Origin of the sequence: Sphingomonas sp., assembly GCF_041661885.1 — a bacterium.
GTDB lineage: Bacteria > Pseudomonadota > Alphaproteobacteria > Sphingomonadales > Sphingomonadaceae > Sphingomonas.
In genome coordinates, this window is sequence record NZ_JBAZTL010000006.1 from 20835 (window position 1) to 41453 (window position 20619).

General features: G+C 67.0%; 27 protein-coding genes and 1 tRNA gene. 3 read left to right on the forward strand and 25 right to left on the reverse strand.

Going from position 1 to position 20619, the window contains the following annotated elements:
* Positions 1-2: 2 nt before the first annotated feature.
* The 16 genes from WC704_RS12240 to WC704_RS12315 form a co-directional block, all read right to left on the reverse strand.
* Complete coding sequence (locus tag WC704_RS12240; protein ID WP_372890264.1) at positions 3-401, reverse strand: peptidoglycan endopeptidase; 399 nt, start codon at positions 399-401, stop codon at positions 3-5.
* Positions 398-1210 (reverse strand): DUF2163 domain-containing protein, encoded by an 813-nt coding sequence (locus tag WC704_RS12245; protein ID WP_372890266.1) that lies wholly within the window; start codon positions 1208-1210, stop codon positions 398-400. Before WC704_RS12245 ends, WC704_RS12240 begins: the two co-directional genes overlap by 4 nt.
* Positions 1207-3510, reverse strand: a complete 2304-nt coding sequence (locus tag WC704_RS12250) for a TIGR02217 family protein (protein ID WP_372890268.1) — start codon at positions 3508-3510, stop codon at positions 1207-1209. The genes WC704_RS12245 and WC704_RS12250 overlap by 4 nt, the downstream gene beginning before the upstream one ends.
* A 110-nt stretch (positions 3511-3620) precedes the next feature.
* Positions 3621-4193: a tail tape measure protein gene (locus WC704_RS12255; protein ID WP_372890270.1), complete on the reverse strand. Its 573-nt coding sequence runs from the start codon at positions 4191-4193 to the stop codon at positions 3621-3623.
* The gene (locus tag WC704_RS12260) at positions 4186-4386 is read right to left on the reverse strand and encodes a phage tail assembly chaperone (RefSeq protein WP_372890272.1); all 201 of its coding nucleotides are present in this window, start codon (positions 4384-4386) and stop codon (positions 4186-4188) included. The genes WC704_RS12255 and WC704_RS12260 overlap by 8 nt, the downstream gene beginning before the upstream one ends.
* Positions 4386-4697, reverse strand: a complete 312-nt coding sequence (locus WC704_RS12265) for a gene transfer agent family protein (RefSeq protein WP_372890275.1) — start codon at positions 4695-4697, stop codon at positions 4386-4388. Before WC704_RS12265 ends, WC704_RS12260 begins: the two co-directional genes overlap by 1 nt.
* Positions 4694-5101: a phage major tail protein, TP901-1 family gene (locus WC704_RS12270; RefSeq protein ID WP_372890277.1), complete on the reverse strand. Its 408-nt coding sequence runs from the start codon at positions 5099-5101 to the stop codon at positions 4694-4696. The genes WC704_RS12265 and WC704_RS12270 overlap by 4 nt, the downstream gene beginning before the upstream one ends.
* 419 nt (positions 5102-5520) lie before the next feature.
* Positions 5521-5904 (reverse strand): DUF3168 domain-containing protein, encoded by a 384-nt coding sequence (locus WC704_RS12275; protein ID WP_372890279.1) that lies wholly within the window; start codon positions 5902-5904, stop codon positions 5521-5523.
* Positions 5901-6098, reverse strand: coding sequence for a hypothetical protein (locus WC704_RS12280; RefSeq protein ID WP_372890281.1), 198 nt, complete (start codon positions 6096-6098; stop codon positions 5901-5903). Before WC704_RS12280 ends, WC704_RS12275 begins: the two co-directional genes overlap by 4 nt.
* Entirely contained in the window at positions 6092-6652 is a 561-nt protein-coding gene (locus tag WC704_RS12285; RefSeq protein WP_372890283.1) for a hypothetical protein, read from the reverse strand. Before WC704_RS12285 ends, WC704_RS12280 begins: the two co-directional genes overlap by 7 nt.
* A 121-nt stretch (positions 6653-6773) precedes the next feature.
* Positions 6774-7835 carry a phage major capsid protein gene (locus WC704_RS12290; protein WP_372890285.1) on the reverse strand — a complete coding sequence of 354 codons (1062 nt, stop codon included), beginning with the start codon at positions 7833-7835 and terminating at the stop codon, positions 6774-6776.
* 370 nt (positions 7836-8205) lie between these two features.
* Complete coding sequence (locus tag WC704_RS12295; protein WP_010406292.1) at positions 8206-8403, reverse strand: cold-shock protein; 198 nt, start codon at positions 8401-8403, stop codon at positions 8206-8208.
* Positions 8396-8839: an HK97 family phage prohead protease gene (locus tag WC704_RS12300; RefSeq protein ID WP_372890287.1), complete on the reverse strand. Its 444-nt coding sequence runs from the start codon at positions 8837-8839 to the stop codon at positions 8396-8398. The genes WC704_RS12295 and WC704_RS12300 overlap by 8 nt, the downstream gene beginning before the upstream one ends.
* Positions 8840-8964: 125 nt before the next feature.
* The gene (locus tag WC704_RS12305; protein ID WP_372890289.1) at positions 8965-9270 is read right to left on the reverse strand and encodes a DUF6127 family protein; all 306 of its coding nucleotides are present in this window, start codon (positions 9268-9270) and stop codon (positions 8965-8967) included.
* Entirely contained in the window at positions 9267-10391 is a 1125-nt protein-coding gene (locus tag WC704_RS12310) for a phage portal protein (RefSeq protein ID WP_372890291.1), read from the reverse strand. Before WC704_RS12310 ends, WC704_RS12305 begins: the two co-directional genes overlap by 4 nt.
* Positions 10392-10463: 72 nt before the next feature.
* Positions 10464-11138, reverse strand: a complete 675-nt coding sequence (locus tag WC704_RS12315; RefSeq protein ID WP_372890293.1) for a spermidine synthase — start codon at positions 11136-11138, stop codon at positions 10464-10466.
* A 161-nt stretch (positions 11139-11299) separates the two neighbouring features.
* On the opposite strand from WC704_RS12315, the gene WC704_RS12320 reads away from it, so the two are divergent.
* Positions 11300-11674, forward strand: a complete 375-nt coding sequence (locus WC704_RS12320) for a hypothetical protein (protein ID WP_372890295.1) — start codon at positions 11300-11302, stop codon at positions 11672-11674.
* 7 nt (positions 11675-11681) lie between these two features.
* On the opposite strand, the gene WC704_RS12325 is transcribed toward WC704_RS12320, so the two are convergent.
* The 6 genes from WC704_RS12325 to WC704_RS12350 all read right to left on the reverse strand — a co-directional run bounded on the left by WC704_RS12325 (position 11682) and on the right by WC704_RS12350 (position 16955).
* The gene (locus WC704_RS12325; protein ID WP_372890297.1) at positions 11682-13019 is read right to left on the reverse strand and encodes a DNA-packaging protein; all 1338 of its coding nucleotides are present in this window, start codon (positions 13017-13019) and stop codon (positions 11682-11684) included.
* The gene (locus WC704_RS12330; protein ID WP_372890299.1) at positions 13016-13540 is read right to left on the reverse strand and encodes a hypothetical protein; all 525 of its coding nucleotides are present in this window, start codon (positions 13538-13540) and stop codon (positions 13016-13018) included. Before WC704_RS12330 ends, WC704_RS12325 begins: the two co-directional genes overlap by 4 nt.
* A gap of 194 nt (positions 13541-13734) precedes the next feature.
* On the reverse strand, positions 13735-14280 hold the full coding sequence (locus WC704_RS12335; RefSeq protein ID WP_372890301.1) for a glycine zipper 2TM domain-containing protein: 546 nt from the start codon (positions 14278-14280) through the stop codon (positions 13735-13737).
* Positions 14281-14350: 70 nt separating this feature from the next.
* A complete protein-coding gene (dapF, locus tag WC704_RS12340; RefSeq protein ID WP_372890303.1) occupies positions 14351-15295 on the reverse strand; it encodes a diaminopimelate epimerase in 945 nt (314 codons plus the stop codon).
* Between the two features lie 84 nt (positions 15296-15379).
* On the reverse strand, positions 15380-16459 hold the full coding sequence (locus WC704_RS12345) for a DUF2855 family protein (protein WP_372890305.1): 1080 nt from the start codon (positions 16457-16459) through the stop codon (positions 15380-15382).
* 22 nt (positions 16460-16481) lie between these two features.
* A complete protein-coding gene (locus tag WC704_RS12350; protein ID WP_372890743.1) occupies positions 16482-16955 on the reverse strand; it encodes a DUF6456 domain-containing protein in 474 nt (157 codons plus the stop codon).
* Between the two features lie 92 nt (positions 16956-17047).
* Here WC704_RS12350 and WC704_RS12355 point away from each other — a divergent pair, with 92 nt between their 5' ends.
* Together WC704_RS12355 and WC704_RS12360 are read left to right on the forward strand one after the other, a co-directional pair.
* The gene (locus tag WC704_RS12355) at positions 17048-17611 is read left to right on the forward strand and encodes a helix-turn-helix domain-containing protein (RefSeq protein ID WP_372890307.1); all 564 of its coding nucleotides are present in this window, start codon (positions 17048-17050) and stop codon (positions 17609-17611) included.
* Positions 17608-18375 (forward strand): glutaminyl-peptide cyclotransferase, encoded by a 768-nt coding sequence (locus WC704_RS12360; protein ID WP_372890309.1) that lies wholly within the window; start codon positions 17608-17610, stop codon positions 18373-18375. Before WC704_RS12355 ends, WC704_RS12360 begins: the two co-directional genes overlap by 4 nt.
* Positions 18376-18391: 16 nt before the next feature.
* Here the strand turns inward: WC704_RS12360 and WC704_RS12365 are convergent.
* The 3 genes from WC704_RS12365 to WC704_RS12375 form a co-directional block, all read right to left on the reverse strand.
* A tRNA-Val gene (locus WC704_RS12365) sits at positions 18392-18467 on the reverse strand.
* An 85-nt stretch (positions 18468-18552) separates the two neighbouring features.
* Complete coding sequence (locus tag WC704_RS12370; RefSeq protein WP_372890311.1) at positions 18553-19545, reverse strand: hypothetical protein; 993 nt, start codon at positions 19543-19545, stop codon at positions 18553-18555.
* Positions 19546-19680: 135 nt separating this feature from the next.
* Positions 19681-20583, reverse strand: a complete 903-nt coding sequence (locus WC704_RS12375) for a hypothetical protein (RefSeq protein ID WP_372890313.1) — start codon at positions 20581-20583, stop codon at positions 19681-19683.
* Positions 20584-20619: the final 36 nt, after the last annotated feature.

A 20619-nucleotide genomic window follows, 5' to 3' on the forward strand; every position in this document is an offset into this window, starting at 1 on the left:
GTTCACTCCTTCACGCGCCAGCATCCCAGCATCGGCCAGGGCGGCACCCCCGGTCGCTCGACCACGCGTCGCAGCATCGCGTCGGCGTGGACGATGCCGCCCGGCACCAGCACCGCCAGATGAAATTGCCCCGGCCCGGTCGCAAACAGCGCAAGATCGCCTGTGGCAGGCGTCTCGCTTGCCGCCAGCCCCGCCGCCGAGAACGCCACCGCGATCGCCGCCTCGTCCCCGCCACGCAGCGCATAGCCGCTTGGAATGTCACCCTGAAAACCCGCCGCGCGCGCCGCGAGCCCGGCCAATCCAACGCAATCCAGCCCGAACGCCGGGTCTCGCCCATGCAGGCGGAAGCGCACACCAATCGCACCGCGCGCCGCTGCAACGGCGCGCTCGGCCGCGCTCATGCGCCCGGATAGCGCGTGAGCAAATCGATCCCTGGCAGATACGGCTCGCCGCGAAAATTCACCGTATTGGTAAACCGTGCGGCACAGGTCGCCAGGCTCTTGTCGCACCCCTCGATCAGCTCGACCAGATCGCCTCCCGCAACCGCCAGCGCCGGTGCGCTGCGCAACGTCACCGTCGTCCCCGCCGACATCGCGATTGCGCTCTGCAGCCCGCCATTGGCCCCACCGATCCAGCGCAGCAGCCCCGTGCCATAGGCATTGTCGCTCGGCTCGACTGCATCCACCGTCACCACGTGCTCCGCCACGCCTAGCACGCGCGCCATCCGCCGCCGCCCCGCCATCGCCACGCGACAGCGTTTGTCGCCCAACTCGGCACGGCATTCGGGTGAGGTCGCCTCGACCACCGGTCGATCTAGTGCCGCGCTCGCCCCACGCAATTCAGCGGTAAAACCCCCGCGATCGGTCTCCACCGCACCGATCGTTCCTTCGCCAAGCGGCACTTGCGTCGCATCGCCGCCAGTCCAGTCGAGCGCGAACAGGGCGACTCGCGCCCCGTCCCAACGCCCGGCCAGCAAGTCCACCTCGGCGATCGCCGCACTGGTCAACGCCCCGGTAATGTCCATCGTATCGGCCTCGAGCCCGTCGCTGCGCTTGATCGCCGACGGTGTCATGCCCGGCGCCGCGCGATGCACCAGCCCGTTGACGACCAGGTCGCGATCATGGTCGGTCAGCCCGATCGTCACCCCGTCGCGCCGCTCGATCCGCCAGCACAGGGCGATCGTGGTGAGCGCCCCTTCAAGGAAACTCACGCCACGTCCTCGCGCACTTCGATCAGCGGCACCGCCGTTGCCGCCCCTGCCAGAAAGGTTGCGCGATTGACGCTCAATCGGTCCTCCGCAAACCGTACCGGTACATCGAACAGGAAACCCGCCATCACCGCCACACCGGACGCAGGCGCAACGTCCAGCTCGACATAACCCCCCACCACTACCGAAAACGCCGTCGTCTCGATCCCGTCGACCGCCACGCGCACACTCCCCGCGACGGGCCGCGTAATCCGCCGCACCGCGTCGCCATAGCGCTTGACCAGGGCAAAGCGCACCGTGACGCCGTCGCCCGTCCCCAACACCTGGTCGCGCGCACCCGGCGTTACCGTCCCCGAACTGGCATCGAACGGATCGCGCAACCGGAACCCGCGCGCCGGCCCCATCCGCGCGCGAAAGAAGCCGAGCAAGGTCGCGATATCGGCTTCGGATCGCACCCCGGGCCCAACATCATAGCGCGTGCGCGCCTCCGCCCAGCTTGCATTGCGCGCCTCATGCCCGCCTGCACTGGTGACGATCGCGGTCGAAAACTCCGGACTGACCTCAGCCTCGCGCCCCAGCGCGAGCGGGAACAGCACATCATCGAACGCCTGCATCTCGCCCTCTCCCGTTTCGAAATGCACGAAACCATCGCGCAACACCTGCGGCAGCGCCCATACGAAGCTGCGCGCGCCCCCGCGCGCCTGCGCCGCCACCGCCGCCGCCTCGATCTCGCGCCAATCGGCAAACTGGTCGGGCCGCAGCACGAACCCCGAAAAATAATGCGTCCTGGCCGTCGGATAGCCCAGCCGTCCCTGCGCTGCGGCAACCGCGCGCGCCGTACCTGCGGCATTGCCCGCGACGACGAAATCATAATCTTCCAGTTGCAGTACGTCGAAGGCGGGATAAGCCCAGCCGACCGGTACATTCGCCCGCCGCACCTCGGGCGCATTGCTCGCCAGCACGCTCGGCAGATAGACCAGCACATGCGTCTCCACCGTCGGCGCCACCCCGCGCACCGCCCCCACCAGCGCCGCCGTCGATGCCGCCAGCAGCGCCCCCGCCGCATCGAACAGCGCCCGCTGCGCTGCCGTGCTGACGGCATGGACGCTCGCGATCTCCACCGGAGCACCCCCCAACGCACGCTTCGCGGCATCATCATACAGGCATGGTCGCCCATCGGGTGTCACCCACCACCACGGCTCGCCCACCTGGAATTTCGGCGCGAGCCCGGCGGCAACCGCAATCCCGATCACCGCCACCGCGACCGCGCGTAAATAGCCCATCGCCCCGTCATGCGCGGGCGACAACAGCGTCGAAGGCGGACTCCACCCGGTCAGCGCGGGGCTGCCATCCCAGGCGCGCTGCTTCCAATCACCCCAGCAATGCGCATCGAACAGTTCATAACTGAGCGACCAGATCACCTCATAGCCCAGCGCCCTGGCGCGCCGCGCGAAATCGCGCTGCCACGCCGCCGCCGCGACGTTGAGCACACCGCCAGCCAGACTCGCGTAAAAGCCGCCTGAATTGGCTTCGAGCCGCAAATAATGGCTCATCCCCAAATAATGGACGATGCTCCCGCGACAGCCGAGCAACAGTGCGTTGCGCAGCAACCGCGCCGGCGTCAGATGATAACTGTCATCATAACCGCTCGCGATGGCGAGCGTATGTTCGGGCAACACCACATCGCCGATCGTCAGCACCGCCCCCGGGCCGTCGCACACCATCTCCGTCAGTTCGACCCACGCCTCCACCGGCGTGGCCAGCACCCGATTCCCGCCGTCAAACCCGCGCGGCACCAGCGACACAAACATCCGGTCGACATCGCCCGCCCACACCGGGTCGGCCTCATCGGGCAGCAAAAACCCGCCCGACAGTTTCGCAAAGTCGATCGAGATGCGCGCATCCTCGGGCGACCCCACCGCATAGTTCCACAGCCGCACATACCAGGCGCGCGCCGCGCCGCCGGCATCGCGCCCCTCGATCGTCAGCACCGGGCCATTGACCGCATCCAGCGGTAGCAACCCCGCCGACCGCCACCGGAAATCGAGCCGACACCCCCGAAAATCGCGCGCCGTCTCATAGCGCAGCAACGGATGGTCGAAGCGATCCTCCGCCTCCCAGATCAACCCCGCCAAATCGCCCGAGGTATAGAACACCGCATCGACGCGCAGCGCATCGGGCGCGGTGGTCGTCACCGCCGCCATCATCGGCCGCGGAAAATTCACCGTCCAGAAGCGCGGATCGAACCGCGAAACGACGCCCTCCGCTTGAACTGTCCGCTCGGAAGCCAACCAAAATGCCATATCTCCCTCTCCCCTCTGGGGAGAGGGCCGGGGAGAGGGGCAGTCCAAAGAACCGCCGCTCAAAACCCATCTCCCAACGTCGCTTCCCCTTCAAAGAGGATCAGGCAGCCTCACTCGGTCAACGCCGCTCGCACCGCCCGCGCCACTTGCCGGCTCGACGCCGCCAGCGCTTGCGGCGCATCGCTCCCGCCCTGCACCGTGATCGACACACGCACATCCCGCACACCGCCAGCGCCGCCGTTCGCCGCAACCACGCTCCCGCTCGCGGTCGGCACGAACAGCTCAGGTCCCCGCTCCCCAACCAGATAGGGCCGCGCAGGCGACACCGGCCCGCCCGTCGCACGCCCCGGCGCGCCGCCGAACAGGCCGCTCAGCGCCGCCAGCAACCCGCCCCCGCTCGATCCGCCGCCGGAACCGCCGCCGAACAATTCGTTCAACCCACCCCGCACCGCCGACGCCGCAATGTCTGCCAGCACCGATAGCGCGACCTTGCGCAAATCCTCAAAGCCCAGGCTGCCGGTACGCACCGCCTTGCCCAGCGCGCTTTCGATTGCGCGTCCGGCGCGGTCCACTCCGCTGGTCAACGGCCCATCCAAACTCGCGCGCATTGCATCGACATCGCGCGCGAACCCCGCCGTATCCGCGCGCACCCCCACCACCAGCCGTTCGATTTCCTCATCCATCGGGAAACGCCTCCTGCATCCGCGCGATCGTCGCGCCATCGGGCGGGGTGACGTCGCCTTCGCCCCCGCGCAGCACCGCCACCACCGCCGCCAGTTCCGCCGGGGTCGCACGCCAGAAGGTATCGGGCGCCCAGCCCAGCACCACGCCGGCAAAGCCCGCCAGCCGCGTCGCGACCTGCGCGAACCGCTCCATCACCGCCCCGCCAGAATCTGCCCGAGCAGCAGCCGCAGCACCGGCGTCGCGCGCGCCAGCCCGCCCAGCACCACCGCCTCGCCCAATTGCGCGCGCGTCAGCCCCTCGGGTGCCTCGCCCACGCAATGCCAGAACAAGCCGACCATCTCGCCCAGCGACAATCCCCCCGCCGCCGCGCGCTCGACCAGGGCGAACAGCGGCCCCAATTCACCCTCCGCGGCTACCAGCGCGGCGAAGCTCGGGCGCAGCACGATAGTCGCGCCGCCCACGCGCAGCGCCGCCTCGCCGCGCTCGGGATTGGCCGCGCTCACGCCGACACCACCGGCCCGGAGCTCTCCAGGCTCAGCGTGTAGCTGCGCTCGCCATTATAATCCCCGGCATAATCGAGCTTGGTCACCAGGAAGCGCCCCGACAGCGTCTCGCCGCTTTCGAAGCTCAATCGGTAATCGTCGATCATGCCGGCCAGGGCATTGCCTTTGATCCGCGTTTCGGCGGCGGAGCCGGTAAAGATCCCCGCGCCCGACACGCTCACCGAGCGTACCCCCGCCCCCGACAGCAACTCGCGCCACCCGCCCGAATCCTTGGAAGTGATCGCGACCAGCTCGCCATTGATGCTCATCTGCGTCGTCCGCAGCCCTGCTACGGTCGCATAAACGAGCGGGTTTGCCCCATTCCCCACCTTCAACAAGAAGGCACTACCGCGTTCCGCACCCATAAAATGTCTCCTGAAAAAAGTCTCCCTCTCCCACCGGGAGAGGGAAGGGCGAGGGTCCTGAATTGGTTCGCGCAGAGACGCAGAGGACGCAGAGAAGCCACGCTCAGCATAAATGCCGTGCGCCAATCACCAGGCAGAACCGGCCCCCACGCGAACCATCTCCGCGTCCTCCGCGCCTCTGCGCGAACCCATCCACGCTGCCACAAGCGCCACCGCCACGGCGACGCGCCTGCCCCTTCATGAATCACGTTCGCGCGGAGACGCGGAACCGCGGAGATGGCGCGCACAAAGGGGGCGACTACCCCCAAGCCCACATCTTTGGGACACGCACGCCATCAACCGGGCGCACCCTCTCCGCGCCTCCGCGTCTCCGCGCGAACCAAGCCGGTGCCTGCACCAAGACGCAGCGCCAGCAGTCGCTATCCCGCCAGAACCCGCACACGGTATTCGACGCTGGCGTTCCACCGCCCACCCGCCGCACCGCTGAGGCGCGACCGCACCAGCACCAGGCTCGCCACGCGCCATCCGCTGAGATCGCGCGGCACCGCCTCGATCGCCGCGCCAACCGCCCCGGCCAGCACCTGCACGCGCGCCGGACTGTCGCCCGCATCGCGCACCGTCACGATTAGCCGCAGCTCGCGCCCGCCGCGATCCTTGACGCTCCAGTCGCCACTCAACAGATCGCCCAGTTCGGCAAACGGCACCGTCGCCTTGACCGGCGGCCCCAGATAGACGCCGTTCAACCCGGCAACCCCGCGCACAGCCACCAGCACCGCCGCTTGCACCACGCTCTCCGCGCTCATGGTAGCAAACTCCCGATCCAGCGCAGCCGCGCATCGTCGGGCGAAATCCGTCCGGTCAGCACTACCTCGTCCCCCTCCACCGTCACCGCGACCCCCGGTAATTCGGCGCGCAAGGCAGCGGCCACTTGCACCCGCGCCCGTGCCGCCGCGCGCTCACCCGCCGCGCGCCCGCGCAGCTCGACCGCGCTCAACATGCGCGCGCCGGCTGCGACAGCGCGATCCGCCGAAACGGTCGCCAAAGCGCCGTCACCGCAACCGGCGGCGCGCGTCCTGCATCGCGCTCATCGAACAAATACGCGGCGAGCAGTATCGCCCCCTGCCGGATCGGCGCAGGCAAACCGGCCCATCCCGTCGCCAGCCCGGCGCTCACCACCACCGCCACTTGCGCCGCCGCATCCGCCTGCACGACGCGCACCCAGCCCTCGCCCGCCGCATCGATGTCCACCGCAAACGCCTCCGCACGCAGCGCGACGCCCGCCAGCGTTTCAACCCCCGTAATCGCGCGCACCGGTGCGACTGCAAGCCGCTGCCATGCCGCGCACCCCACCACCGGCACGCGCAGCGTCCGCACGATCAGCATTTGCCCAAGAAATTGCTCGGCCAGCCCCAAAGCCGTCTCGACAAAGGCCACAATCAGCGCGTCCTCGTCCTCGTTCGCCACGCGCAACACCGCTCTGACCGCCGCCACCGCCAGCGCACGATCTTCCTCGCCGAGCGTCACCACGCCCGGCCCATCCGTCTCGATCATAGAAGTTCCTCCATCTCCCGCTGCCGCAGGCAGTGGGAAGGGGGAGGGTGACGCCCAATCCACCCGAGTCCGTCACCCTCATCCGGCGCTCCGCGCCACCTTCTCCCAAAGGAAGAAGGATCTAGGCCGCCGCGAACTTCATCAGCTTGATCGCCTCGGAATTGGACACGCAGCCGCCAACGCGCTTGGTCGCGTAGAAATTGACGAACGGCTTGTTGGTATAGGGGTCGCGCAGGATCACCGTCTCGCGGCGCTCGGCGATGAGATAGCCCGCCTTGAAATTACCGAATGCGATGGACAGGCTGTTGGCGGCGATATCGGGCATGTCCTCCGCCTCGATCACTGGATAGCCAAGCAAGGTCGCCGGCGTGCCCGCCGTCAGGCTCGGTGCCCACAGGAACGCGCCGTCATTGGTTTTGAACTTGCGGATCCGCGCCAGCGTGGCCGCATTCATCACGAACACCGCGCCCTGCCGATATGGCCCGCGCAAGCTCTGCACCAAATCGATCAGCCGGTCCTGCGGGTTCGCCGCGAAATCGCCCGCCGCACCGCTCGCCAGATATTGCAGCGTCCCGAAGGCGCGCGCCGCATCCGCCGTGCTCGCGGTCGGCGCCTGCAAAAAGCCCCGGGGCCGGTTGACGCCCGATCCATTGACATAGGCCGCGCCCTCGGCCTTGGCGAATTCCATCGCGATTTCGCCTGCCAGCCACGCCTCGACATCGAATGCGGCATCATCGAGCATCGCCTGGCTCGCCGATGGATTGGCGTAGAGTTCCCCCATCGGCGGCGCAATTTCGGTGAACACCGGCGTCGCGGTGGTGCCGCGCGCATCGGTTTCCGCCGCCCAGCCCGAGGGCGTGCCCCCCGTCGTCACCAGCTTGCGATACCCCGCCGATCCCACCGTCACCACATTCGCCACGCTGCGGATCGGCGAGATCGATTTCAGCGTTGCATCGATCACCGCATCGATTTCGCGCGGCACGGCATAGCCACCGGCATCGCCGCTCACCCCGGTAAACGCCTTCATCTCGACGCTCGCGCCCGAGCGCAGGAACCCGTCAAATCCCGCCCCCGATGGCTCGCATCCACCCGCCAGCAGCGGGCGCTGAACGGTGCCCATGTCCTGCCCCAAATTCTGCGCCGCGAAGCTTGCTTCCAGCGCGTCCACCGTCATGTCGGTCATGCTTTTTCTCCTTGCTGATAAAATTGTGGCCAAGGCCGGCGGCGCTCCCGCAGCAGCGTCGAAGAGGTTCGCGCAAAGGCGCTGAGGACACAGAGAGCCCGCGCCCGGTCGATTCCAAGCGCATCCACCATCCTGATGATTGGCCCGATAATCGGGACGATGATTGAGACGCGCGCGTTGCAATCCGCGCGCAACACCTCTGCGTCCTCCGCGCCTCCGCGCGAACAAACCTTCTTCTTCGGCGATGCATCTGCGGCGCTGTCGAAGGCACTCGCACGACACGAAAAAAGGGCGCCGCAATCCGCGACGCCCTCTGGCATTTCGAATACGGCACCTGCGCGCCGCATCAAGGCATAGGTCGGTTAACCGATCACGCCTGCTTTACATTCTCGGCACGCGGGCCCTTGGGGCCCTGTCCGACGTCGAACGTAACCGTCTCGCCTTCGCGCAAATCCTCGTAGCGCACGCCCTCGACGCTCGACATGTGGAAGAACAGATCCTTGCCGCTCGCGTCGGCGATGAAGCCGAAACCCTTGTCGGTCAGTCGCTTGATGGTGCCTTCAGCCATGATCGCTCTCCTCGTCCGCGCGCGGCTGCCGGGGATCGGGAACCAAGTCTGGAGGCGGCACCGTAGCACGCTCCTCCACCATATGCACCCGTGCCAGCGGCTGCATCGGCTGGGTCACCAGGCTGACCTCAACCAGGTCGACCGCGGTCAACTCGCGCACTTGCCCCCGCCCCGCCCCGCGCGCGCGAAAGCCGATCGACAATCCGTTCAGCGCCCCGCCCCGCACCAACCCCGCGACCCGCGCATCGTCGATCCGCCCGATCACACGCAGCCCGTGCCGGTCGGGCGCGATCCGCTCAATCGTGCCGACCGCGCGCCCGCGATGCTGCCACAGCAACGGCACCGCGCCGGGCGAAGCCCCAAACGCGCCCGCGCGGATCACGTCGCCGCCACGATCGACCCGGTCAAAGATTGCGGCATAACCAGCGAAGCGCAAGCCTCCCTCCGTCCTCCCCTCCCTGGAAGGGTGGGGCTGGGGGTGGGTCGGTGTGGGGAAGGGGGCGACGCCGCCACGGGCCAACCCACCCCCTCCCTTCCCGGGAGGGGAGGAGCGCGCGCCCCTCACTTTACCCAGTCCCAAAAACCGAATTTGGCGGCGAGCCCGGTTAACAGCAGCGCGCCCGCGATCCGCACCACCCAGCCCAAAACCGCTTTCCACACCGATCGCTTGGCGTCGCGCCACGCCCCCAGCAATTCGCGCAATTCGGCCATGTCCTTGGCGGCGGCGGCATCGTCGAGCCCCAGCCGCGCCATCGCGCGCGCCGCCGCCAGCTCGCCCGCTTCTTCGATGATCGCGCGCAGCGTGGTCAAGTCGGCGCCCTCGCCTGCGCCTTGTGCCATCAACTGCGCCAGCACCGCCCCGCTCATATGACAGCCTCCCCAACCCCCACCATCGCGCGCTTTTCATCGCGCGACAGAAAATCCGCCGCCCCGATTTGGCTCCACAAGCGTTCGCGATCCTCGGCCAGCGCGGTCACCCGGTCGAGATCGACCGACAGCGCCACGCCGGGCACCCAGCCGCGCAACCCCTGCGTCAGCCCGGCCAGGATCGTTCCCGCCAGCGGCAGGATCGTCGATCGCCACAGCGCGCGATTGGCTTCCCTGTAATTGGCATAGGTCGCGTCGCCGGGCAGGCCGAGCAGCATCGGCGGCACGCCAAACGCGGTGGCAATTTCACGCGCCGCCGCCGCCTTCATGCCGACAAAGTCCATGTCGGCGGGCGTCAGGCTCAGCGCCTGCCATTTAAGGCCCCCTTCCAGCAGCATCGGTCGCCCGGCATTGCGCGCACCCGCGAAACTCGCCTCCATTTCCTCGCGCAAGCGTGCGAATTGCTCGCGCGACAAGGTCGAGCCGTCGCCCGGATCATAGATCAGCGCGCCCGATGGCCGCGCGGCATTGTCGAGCAGCCCGGCATTCCACGCCGCCGCCGCATTGTGCAGTGCGATCGCGCTCGCTGCCCCGCCGAGGCACCCCAGCCCATAATGATCGTCGAGCGGATGGAACGCCTTGATCTGGACGATTTCGGGCCGCGGCTCCTCCGCCGACAACCGCACCGATCGTTCCCCCACGGTATAGCGATAGGCCACCGGCCATCCGCTCGCATCGGGTTCGACCGTCACCCGCTCGGGCCTGAGCGCGAACAGTTCGACGACATCGCCCGCCGCATCGGTCAGCATCTGCACATAGGCATTGCCGTGCAGCAGCAGATGCGCCGCCACCGTCGCCGTCAGCGCCTGCCCGCCCGATCGCGCCTGCACCAGCGCAATACTCTCGGGCGTACCCGTCAGCGGTGCGTCACCCACGCCATCAGCGACCAGCCGCACCGCGCGCTGCGCGATCGCGTTGCGCAGATACAGCGCCCGCACCTGTTCCGCATAACTTTGCGGGAGCGCGCCGATCGCCACCCCATCGGCAAAGCGCGCACGCCGAAACTCCAGCGCCGGACGCGAGTCATCGCGCCCGGCTGCCTTCCAGCCGAACCATTTCATGCTGTATTCCTTCTCGTCGAGAAAAGACGCGCGACGCGTCCCCCTCCCTGAAAGGGAGGGGAGGTAAGACGCCTACCCTGCCAGCGTCGCAAACCAGATTACATGGCGCGGCCCCTTGCCGTTCTGCCGCGCCTTCACCGCCACTTCATCGACCGCGAACCCCGCCGCCTTCAGCCGCATGACGAAGCGCGCATCGGGGCCCGCCGACCACACCGCCAGCACACCCCCCGGTCGCAATGCCGCGCGCGCCACCGCCAGCCCGCGCGGGGCATAGAGCCGGTTGTTCTCGGCACGCACCAGCCCATCCGGGCCATTGTCGACATCGAGCAGAATCGCGTCATAACCGCCCGGCGCCACAGCGATCGCCTCGGCGACATCGGCCTCAACCACGCGCACGCGCGGATCGTCGAGGCACCCCGCCGCCACCGCCGCCATCGGCCCACGCGCCCAGGCGAGGATTTCGGGCACCAGTTCGGCCACCGTCACCTCCGCCTTGGGGCCGACCACACCCAGCACCGCGCGCAGCGTAAAGCCCATGCCGTAACCGCCAATCAGCACGCGCGGCGCCGCCACCCGCGCGATCCGCGCGCACGCCATCGTGCCCAGCGCCTCTTCGGAGCCGTTCATCCGCGTGCTCATCAACTCATTGCGATCGACCACGATCATGAAATCGTCGCCGCGCCGGTACAGCGTCATTTCGTCCCCGCCGGGGATGCGCGCGCTGTCGATCATTTCGCGGGGCACCATTACGCTCGTCCTTAAACCGTCGTTTCACGCCATCTGGCGGTACGCGCGGCACCGCCACGCCGATACCCCCAAAAAAAGCGGCAGTTCGCGCCGCTCCTCCGCCCCGTCCGCTATAATGGAATTGGGGTAATGCGCTGATGGGCGCGGTAAGGACGATCAGTATGAGTAGCTGTACCAGCGCGGTTTGCGCAACAACGGCTCCCACCGGCAGCCAGGCGATCGAAACGATCCGACAACGCAGGCACGACTATGCGACCATGATGGCCGCCGCGCAATCGGCCGACGTCGAAAGCGCAAAGGCAGCCTATGCCAAGCTGACCGCCAAACAGGCACCTCCGGCCAACAGCCCGCTCGCCTCGCTGGGTGCCGCCCTGCAGACAGGCGACACCGCCGCCGTCCAGAAGGCGGCGGTCGCGCTTCAGCAAGCGCGCGGCGGCCCGCATCCGCCGCATCACGACACTGACGATGGTGCCCGCCGGGCAGCGGCGGCAAACGCCGCCTCCACCAGCAAGAGCACCGTCAACATCCTCGCCTGACCTCTCTTCACAACCCCCGCACCCGCCCGACGCCGCGCCGCCTGAGCAACACTTCGCCCAGCGCCCAGACGAGCGCGTCGGCGCGATCGGGGGATCGGCTCGGCCCCTGATAACCACCCCCGACCACCAGCCCGCACAATTCGCGCTCCAGCTCGGGCATCGCCCCGACATGCGAAACCTCCCCGCGTTCGTACAGCAACGCCACCGGCTCGGCGCGCGCGACCTTGCCGTCACTGGCATGGACCAGCTTCAGCGGCAGGCTGGCGTCGGCGGCAAGCAATACGCTCTGCACCATCCGCCCACCCTGGTTTTTCTCCGCAATCACGCGGTCGGCGCGGTGGCGCGCGGCGCACGCCGCCACTGCCTGCGCCCAGCCTTCGGGGGATAGCCCCGCCACGCTTGCATCCTCCAGCACATAGCCGCGCCCATCCCGCCCCAGCCCGACCGCAACGATCCCGCACGCATCGCCGCCGCGCCCGGATTCGGTACCGGCCGGCGGATCGACCGCGACCACAACGCGCACAAGAGCCGGGGCAACCGCAACCCGTGCCGCGTCGAATTGGCCTTGCTTCCACAAAGCCCCCTCGACATCGGCGAGCATTTCGCCCGCAATCTCCTGCCGCCCCAACCGCGTGCCGCCATAGGCCTGTTCGATCGCCGCCAGAAAACTGTCGGGCAAAAACACGTTTCCATGCGAACTTCCCCCGCTTTGCACGAGGCCCTCCAGCGCCATGATCCGGCGCAACAGCGGGGTCGGTCGCGGCGTCGTCGTCACCACCACTTGCGGTGTGTCGCCCATCCGCATCCCCAGCATCAGATTGTCCCATGCCGCATCGCCGTTGCGCCATTTGGCGAGTTCGTCGCACCACGCGGCGGCATGTTCGGGCCCGCGCAGCTTTTCGGGCGCGCTCGCCGAAAAGATCCCCGCGCGAGCCCTGGAGGCGAACTCCACTTCGGTGCCGCCCGATCGATAGTCGACCGACTCCCCCGGTCGCGCCACCGCGATCAGCCCGCTTTCGCCTTCGATCATCACACGCCGCACATCCTCGATCGTCGCACCAACCAGCGCGATCCGCGTACCGGGCATAGTGCGCGCAATTTCGCTTACCCATTCCGCGCCCGCCCGCGTCTTGCCGAAACCACGTCCGGCGCGGATCAGCCAGATTCGCCACGGCGTATCGGGCGCGCGCTGCCCGTGCTGCGCCCAGCGCCCCCAGGTCCAGTTGAGCTGCGCCCTTTGTTCGGGGCTCAACATACGCAACAGGTTCTCGCGCGTGGGCACCGGCAAGCGCGCGAGTTCCAGCAACAGGTCGCGCGCGTCATCGTTGGTGTAGTGCCGGGTCATTGCGGCCCCATCCGCCGCGCGAGCCGATCGAGCTTGCGGCGTAGCGCAGCGTCGGTTTCGGCGGCGGAGGCTATTTTCACCTTGCGCCCCGCGCGCCCTTTTCCATCGCCCCCCTCCCGTCGCCGATTGAGCAGGGTAATGGCGAGATTCAGATCGTTGGGCGAAATGTTCCGCGCGGGAGGCGTCGCAGGGGTTCCATGCGCCGGTGCCTCGGGATCAGCGGCATCAGGATCGGGCGTTTCGCCAGCGATGCGCGCCAGCGCATAATCGAGCAACGCCTCTTCCAGCCGCTGATAGCAGGTCGCGAGCGCCTCATCCCACGCCGCCGCGAAGTCGGCATCGCGCAAACGCGCGCGATAGCAGCTCGACGATGCTACGCCCGCCGCCCGTACCGCCAGATTGACTTTGCACGTCCCCGCCAGCGTATCGAGAAAGCGTTTGCGCTTGGCTTTGCTGAAACTACCGATCCGTACCGGGCGGCGCTGCACCATGCCGTTGCCTCCTCCCTCGATCTCATCCATCCGGCCCTCCGCACAGCAAAACGGGCCGGAAGGCGTTGCCGCCCCGGCCCGTTGATCGACCCCGTCGAGGCCGACTCGCAATTCTTCATCGTTCCTGTTATGTACCAAAACAGCGTTGCGATGTCAAGGCGTTTTACACCTATTTGGTTAAATCACGAAGCGCGCTCCGGATATGCCCCAGGCAGATGCGCGGCTCAGCGGCACCGCAATTGCGAATTGTTCTGGTCGACCGTCTTGCCAACCACGCCCCCCGCAATCGCGCCCAAAATCGTACCAACCCCGCGCGAATGCCCGCCGTCGATCAGATTGCCGAGCACCCCGCCACCGATCGCACCCGCGATCAGGCCGGTGGTGCCGTCGTTGCGCTTGCAATAATATTGCCCGTCGCTGCCGCGATAAACCCGGTCATTGCTCGTCAATACGCGTTCCTGATAGCGCGGATCGTTCCGATAATAGCGCGCGGGATCATAGCTTCCCTCGTCGCGATCATCGGTGCGCGGGTCGGCATAGCGCGGGTCGCCGAACGAACCACGCGGATCGCGATAGCCACGCGCCCGTGCCTGTTGATAGCGATCGAATTCGGCGCGGAAGACGGCAAGCTCGTTGTCGAGTCGCTGTTGCGCTTGCTGAAACCGCTGATCGTCAGCCGGGCTCTGCGCCAGCGCGGGCGTCGCAGCGGCCAGGCAAGATCCAGCGATCACGGCCGCAAGCACCGGCATATTACGAAAAAAACGGTTCATCGGGGGAAACTCCTTGGATGTTACGGCACGCCAACGATGCACCGGGGCTTTGGTTGCGGCAAGAAACCGCTCAGGCAATGGCCGCGATCGCGCCACGCCATGCCGCAACCTCATTGTCATGGCGTCGCGTCACCATAACCGGGCCCGCGCGCCGTGTCGCCAGATCGACATCGACCGATCCCGCCCACTCGAACGTCGCATTGCCCGATAGCCGTACCATCCCGTCGGTCTCCGCTTCGGCGCGAACCAACCCACCGCGATTGAGCACCGTGATCTCACGGCCAAACGCGCATCGACCGGTCAGGCACGCGGCATAAGTGGAGGCGGCCATCGCGCTGCCGCAACTGTCGGTCAGGCCCACGCCGCGTTCGAAGGTGCGGACGAACAGCGCGTCGTCACCGCGCACTTCGACAAAGGAAACGTTGGCCCGGTTGGGCAACCATGCCGGTGCCGCCTCGCACCGCTCGCCCAGCGCGACCAATTCGATCTCGTCGATCGTATCGACAAAACTCACCAAATGCGGATTGGGGATCGCCACTGCCGTGAAGGCGCGCGCGCTGCCCAGCGCCGCAATCGGCGCATCGACGATGCGTTCCACGCCCACCGTCATCGGCCACCGCGTCACGTCGAGGTCGACCGGCCCGGCCAGCTCGCGGATCGTCACCACACCCGGCGCCAGGTCGGGATCGCGCCACACCTCGACCGTCGATGTCTTCAGCCGCAGTGCAGCCTGCGCAATGCCCAGCGCCTCGAACCCAGCGCGCGCCACACAGCGCACGCCGTTGAGGCACGTCTCGGCTTCGCTGCCATCGGCATTGAACATGCGAAAGCCGATTGGATGCGTCGCGTCGCCTGCGGTCAGCAACAGCAGCCCGTCCCCGCCAACGCTGCCGCCGCGATCCGCCAGCGCCACCGCGATTCGCGCCCAGCTCTCGTCGGCCAACGCCAGCGCGCGTGCGTCCACCAGCGGGAAATCATTCCCCGACCCGTGACATTTGATGAAATCGATCTGCATGTCCGTCGTCTTAGAGTCTGTTTGGATATGCGCCATCGCGCATTTCCAAACGGTCTCTTAGCGGGCGGAACCACGCGACGATAGCTACAGCCGTATAACGAACCCGGTATCGGGCGCGGCCTGCCCGGCCACCTGCGTGCGCCAGATGCGTTGCAATGCGTCGATGCCGTTGCCGTGCTCGACGCTCACCAGCCCCGCCGCGACGGCGACAAAACCGCCCCATTGCGCCGCCACCGCTGCATTGAACCCCTCTTGCCCGATCTCGCCGATCAGCGCCGTCGCAGCATCGGGTGCAAAGAACCACACCGGCTTGGGGTTGGCCAGCACTCCGGTCTCGCTGCCCGTATCATGATGCGTCACCCCGACACGAAGGCATTGCGCCACGCGACCGGGCAAGGCTGCATATGCGGCGTGCAGCAGCGCCGCATTCCCCGCAAAATCGATAAGGATGGCAGCGCCAACCCCACCCAGATCGGCGATCGCGTCATAGGGCAGCACCGCGTCATACAACCCCGTCTTTTCGACGAAACCGACATGCGCGGCACTGGTCAGGCCGATCCGGCGCACCTGCGGGCTGCGTTCCCGCAGGACATAAGCCGTGCCAAGCGCGGTCTTGCTCGATGCACTGGTCAACACCACAGTATCGGCCCCGTGATACCCCGCGCGGCGCAGCGTGTCTTCGATCAGGAAACTGGTCAGGAACAACGGCTCGAACAGCATCCGCAAACCCTCCCGTGCCGCATCGTGCGCGGGGTCGGCCTGGAGCCGCCGATACTGGTTATAGACCGCGCTCATCGGCTGGCGGTGCGCCGCCATGTCGCGAAACAGCCCGGTCGAAATCTTGCCCGGCTGCACGATCAGATGCGTGGCCATTGGCAGGAAACCATAAACGCGTTCGCCCACCGCAATCTCCGCGACGCACGACGCGACGACCCGGGCATAGCCCCAGGCCGGCACGATCCCCCAGCCTTCGGGGGCGGGGAAGAAATTCCAATAACCGATCTGCGCGCCGACCACCCCGTACGTCACGGTATTGGCGGTCACCGCAAAGGACTCGATCTGCAGCAGGATTTCGCCCTCATCCGGCTCGGGCGCCAGCGTTTCGTTGATCGCCACCTGCGTCAGCGCGTCGCGCCGCACCATCATTTCGCGCTTGATCGGCATCCTTTTCCCCCAACGATTCCCTTTATTGCAGCCCATAATGATCGCCCAGGCGATCCAGCGCCAGCGTCAGTACAAGTCGCCCGGCGCGCTGCGGCCACCCAAGGGCGCGCTCGGCAACCGGCAACCCCTCGCCCGCACACACTACGCGCCACGCAACGTCGCGCAAGCCATTGCCAAGCGCCGCCATCGCCGCATCGAAGCGCCGTTTCGCCGCGATTTGCGCCAGTGTCGGGTCGAGCCCGCCGGCACCGCCATCCACCCGCGCCGCCCATTGCATCGTCACCCGTGGGGCGAGCGCGGCCATCTCATAATCGCCGCGCAGACGTTCCCCCGCTTCGAACTGTCGTGCATCGATCTTGCCATGCGCGCGCAGCCACCCGAGCGGCGATTCGCCAACATGCACGCTTACGCTCCGCCCGGGCTGACGCGTGCGCGGTGCCGCCCCACCACGCACTACGCCGCACTCGTCGATCGCTCGCTCCACCAATTCCCGCATCGCCATTTCCTCTCGCATCGCGTTCGTGAAAAACGTTGCCATCACGGCGCGGATGTAGGACAGCGAAAAACCAATTTGGTTAGAAGGCTGACATGATCACAGCGATCCGCGAAGTCCGTCGCGCCAAGGGTATGACGCTCGACGATGTCGCACGTGCGTGCGTGCCGCCCACCACCGCGCAGACAATCGGTCGCCTGGAAACGGGCACCCGCACCGTCTCGGTCGGTTGGCTCAACCGGATCGCCGCGGCCTTGGGTGTGCGCGCAGCCGATCTGGTCACCTTGCCCGACCGCAGTGACATCGCCGTCGCCGCAATTCTCGATACGACCGGGGCTTATGCCCCCAAACGCGCCGCGACGGTCATTCCGCCGGTCGCCGCGCCCGAACATGTGGCCGTATCGGTGCAAGCCGGCGTGGGCGACTATCGTGCCGGCGATTCGATCTGGTGTACCCGCATCCCGCCTTCCGATTTTGCCCAGGCGCTCAATCGCGACGTGCTCGTCCCGCGCCCGGCGGGCCGTTTCCTGTTCGCACGGCTGATCGGACGCGAGGACGGGAAGCTGCACCTCCTCCCGCTCGGCCCCGGTGCCCGCCAGCAAATCGTCACCGACCCGCCGTGGATCGCCACCGCCGTTACCTTGGTTCGCGCTTTATGATCCGTACCCTGCTCTTTGCCGCACTCCTCGCTTTGCAAGGCGAGGCTCCGCCGCCGGCGCCCCCACCACCCGTCACCACCGCACAGATCCTCAACCGCTATCCGCACGATACAAGCGCCTTTACCGAAGGCCTGCTGATCGACCACGGCGTGCTGTACGAAAGCACCGGGCGCGAGGGCCAGTCGGATATTCGCCGCGTCGACTTGGCAAGTGGCCGCGTGCTCGCGCGCGTAAAGCTGCCGCCTGCGCTGTTCGGCGAGGGCATCGTCGCGTGGAAGCAGCAACTCTTCAGCGTTACCTGGCATGGCGGACAGGGTTTCCGCTGGTCTCTCCCCGGCCTCAAGCGCACGGGCGGTTTTCACTATAGCGGCGAAGGTTGGGCGATGACCGATGACGGGCACGCGCTGATCCTGTCGGACGGCACGCCGGTGCTGCGCTTTCTCGATCCCGTCACGCAAAAGGTGGTGCGGCGCGTAACGGTGACGATCAACGGTCGTTTGCTCGATCAAATTAACGAGCTCGAATATGTCGATGGCGAACTGCTCGCCAATATCTGGATGACGCACTACATCGCGCGAATCGATCCGGTCAGTGGCAAGGTGCTCGGCTTCATCGATCTGTCCCCGCTTATTGCCCAGTTGCAAGTGACGGACCCCGATTCGGTCGCCAATGGCATTGCCTATGATCGTGTGGCGCGGAAGCTCTATGTCACGGGCAAGAACTGGCCAGCCCTGTTCGAAATCGCGTCGCCCAAGGCGCATTGAACCGATTCGGGGAAAATGGTGGGCGATGACGGGCTCGAACCGCCGACATTCTCGGTGTAAACGAGACGCTCTACCAACTGAGCTAATCGCCCGCGAACCCGCTTGCGGGATCGAAGAAGCGCCCTGTGCCACCACCCGCGCAACACTGCAAGCCTTGCCGACCTTGTCGAACCCGGTTCAGGCGATTGCAGCGCTGATTCGCCGCGCCGCCGCAACATAGGCCCGCATCGCCGCGCTGGCCTGCGGGGAGAGCGCCATGAAGGCGCGGCGGCGATCAAACGGGTCTGGTTGTCGCTCGAACAGGCCGGCATCGGTCATCTTCGCGATCCAGCGCAACGCCGTGGTCGGCGCAACCGCAGCGGCAATACACAGGCTCGATACCGACACCTGCGCCCGCTCCAGCTCGGCTGCGAACAGGTCAAGCAGCATGTCCCACGCCGGATCCTCGAACATCCCACCGCTGAAATGCTGGTCGCGTAAACGCCGCACGCGGATAGCATCGCGGATGTCGCGCGCGGCGACGTCGGTTGCCGGGGCAGTTCCGGGCCCCGCCCGATATGACATGCCGTGTTCGCCGACACGGCCAACCTCGCGCGCGGGCGTGTCGGGGGCTTCGCCGGTCAACCGCGCCAAGGTCTCGGCGATGCGCGCGACCTGTTCATGCAATTGCCGCAGCCGTTCCGCCTCGGCCTCGCGCCCGCTATCGCGCACGCCGCCAGTGCCGACACCCGCGACGAACAGCGCCGCGACATACTCGCCAAGCGTCGGCGCGCACAGCAAGGCAATGCCGGGAGCCGCCAAAGTGGCGGATATCAAATCGATCTGCGCGAAATCCAGCACCACGATCACCGTTTGATCGGCACCCCGCGCGAACGCGTCGAGCAGCGGGAGGACCGGCACCAGATCCGCCTCGCCAACCCCGCGCGCCTCCGCCACGACAATCCCGGCCGATCCCGCGTGATTCAACCGCTCGACCGCGCCGCGCCAGTCGGTCCACGCGCGGTTCCTGCACCCCACTGCGTCGAGCACACCCTCCACGGTGGCGTGTCGATCGCCTTCGGCAATCGCCAGAATGTCCGGGGATCGCCCGCTTCCCTCGCGGGTCGGGAACGCCCCTCCCGCCGCTCGCCCATGCTCGTCCATCGTCGCCGCTCCGCTACGCCGCGTCATTGCTGCGGCTGAGTACGCAAAATACGCGTTCCCCTGTGGCGGAACAGCACAAGCCTCCCCGTTTCGGCAGTAAAGGCCCCGTTGGAACCACGCGTTTGCGTAACTTTGCTCCGTAATGGAGCAAAGCTTCGGCGCTCATTCGTACACGGCACCGATATCGGCAAACGCATCGTCGCGGAGTCCGGTCGCCGCCGTACCCGCCACGCCCGCCGCCAGCGTGATCCAGAGCGTCATCAGCACTGCCCCCAGCACCCAACCCAATATGGTCAGGCCCGTGATCGTGCCGAATTGTTGCTCCATCTGATGGCGCTGCGCCGCCTGTATCGCCTCGGGCCGGAAGCCGCCCTGCGCCATTTCCGCTATGTAGCTGCCTTGCGTAATGCCAAGCACCACCACCGAAACGACCATCACGATCAGGCCAACCACAAAATACGCCCCGAACAATGTCCAGAAGCGCCCCTTGGTCAGGTTCCACGATTCACCGATCATGATCTTGCCGCGCTGCATCGTCAGCGCAAAGGCGAGCGAGAAACGCACGTAAAAGAAGCTCAGCACCGCCAGTACGACCAGGCCGAGCACGATAAACACCGGCAAAGCCGCCGCGCGTGACGCCACCGCCACCACACCGCCGATCACGCTCACCACCAGTACGAGCAGCAAATATAACAGGAAGAAGCCGACCGACAGCACCAGCCCGACCAGCACCATGCGCACTTCGTCCATGCCCAGGCGCAGATACGCAAATCCGCTTTCCGCCGGGCGCACAGCGGCACGCAACGCCGCCGTATAGAGCACCAGCAGACCGATCATCATCAACAGGTACAGGCCGAACATCTGGCTCATGCCCGCCATCATAACCGCAGGGTCAGGCGCCACGCCCGCTGCCTGCGCCGCCAGCGTCCCCGCCATTATCGGTCGCAGCGCCAGCACGACGGCAACGTTCATCACCAGATACAAGCCAGCCCACACCGCCACCGCGCCGATCCGCTCCCGGATCAAGCGAAAGCCGCCCCCGATAATATCGCCAACCGTCACCATCGCCCAAACCCCCGTTCGCGTTTCAGATCAAGAGCT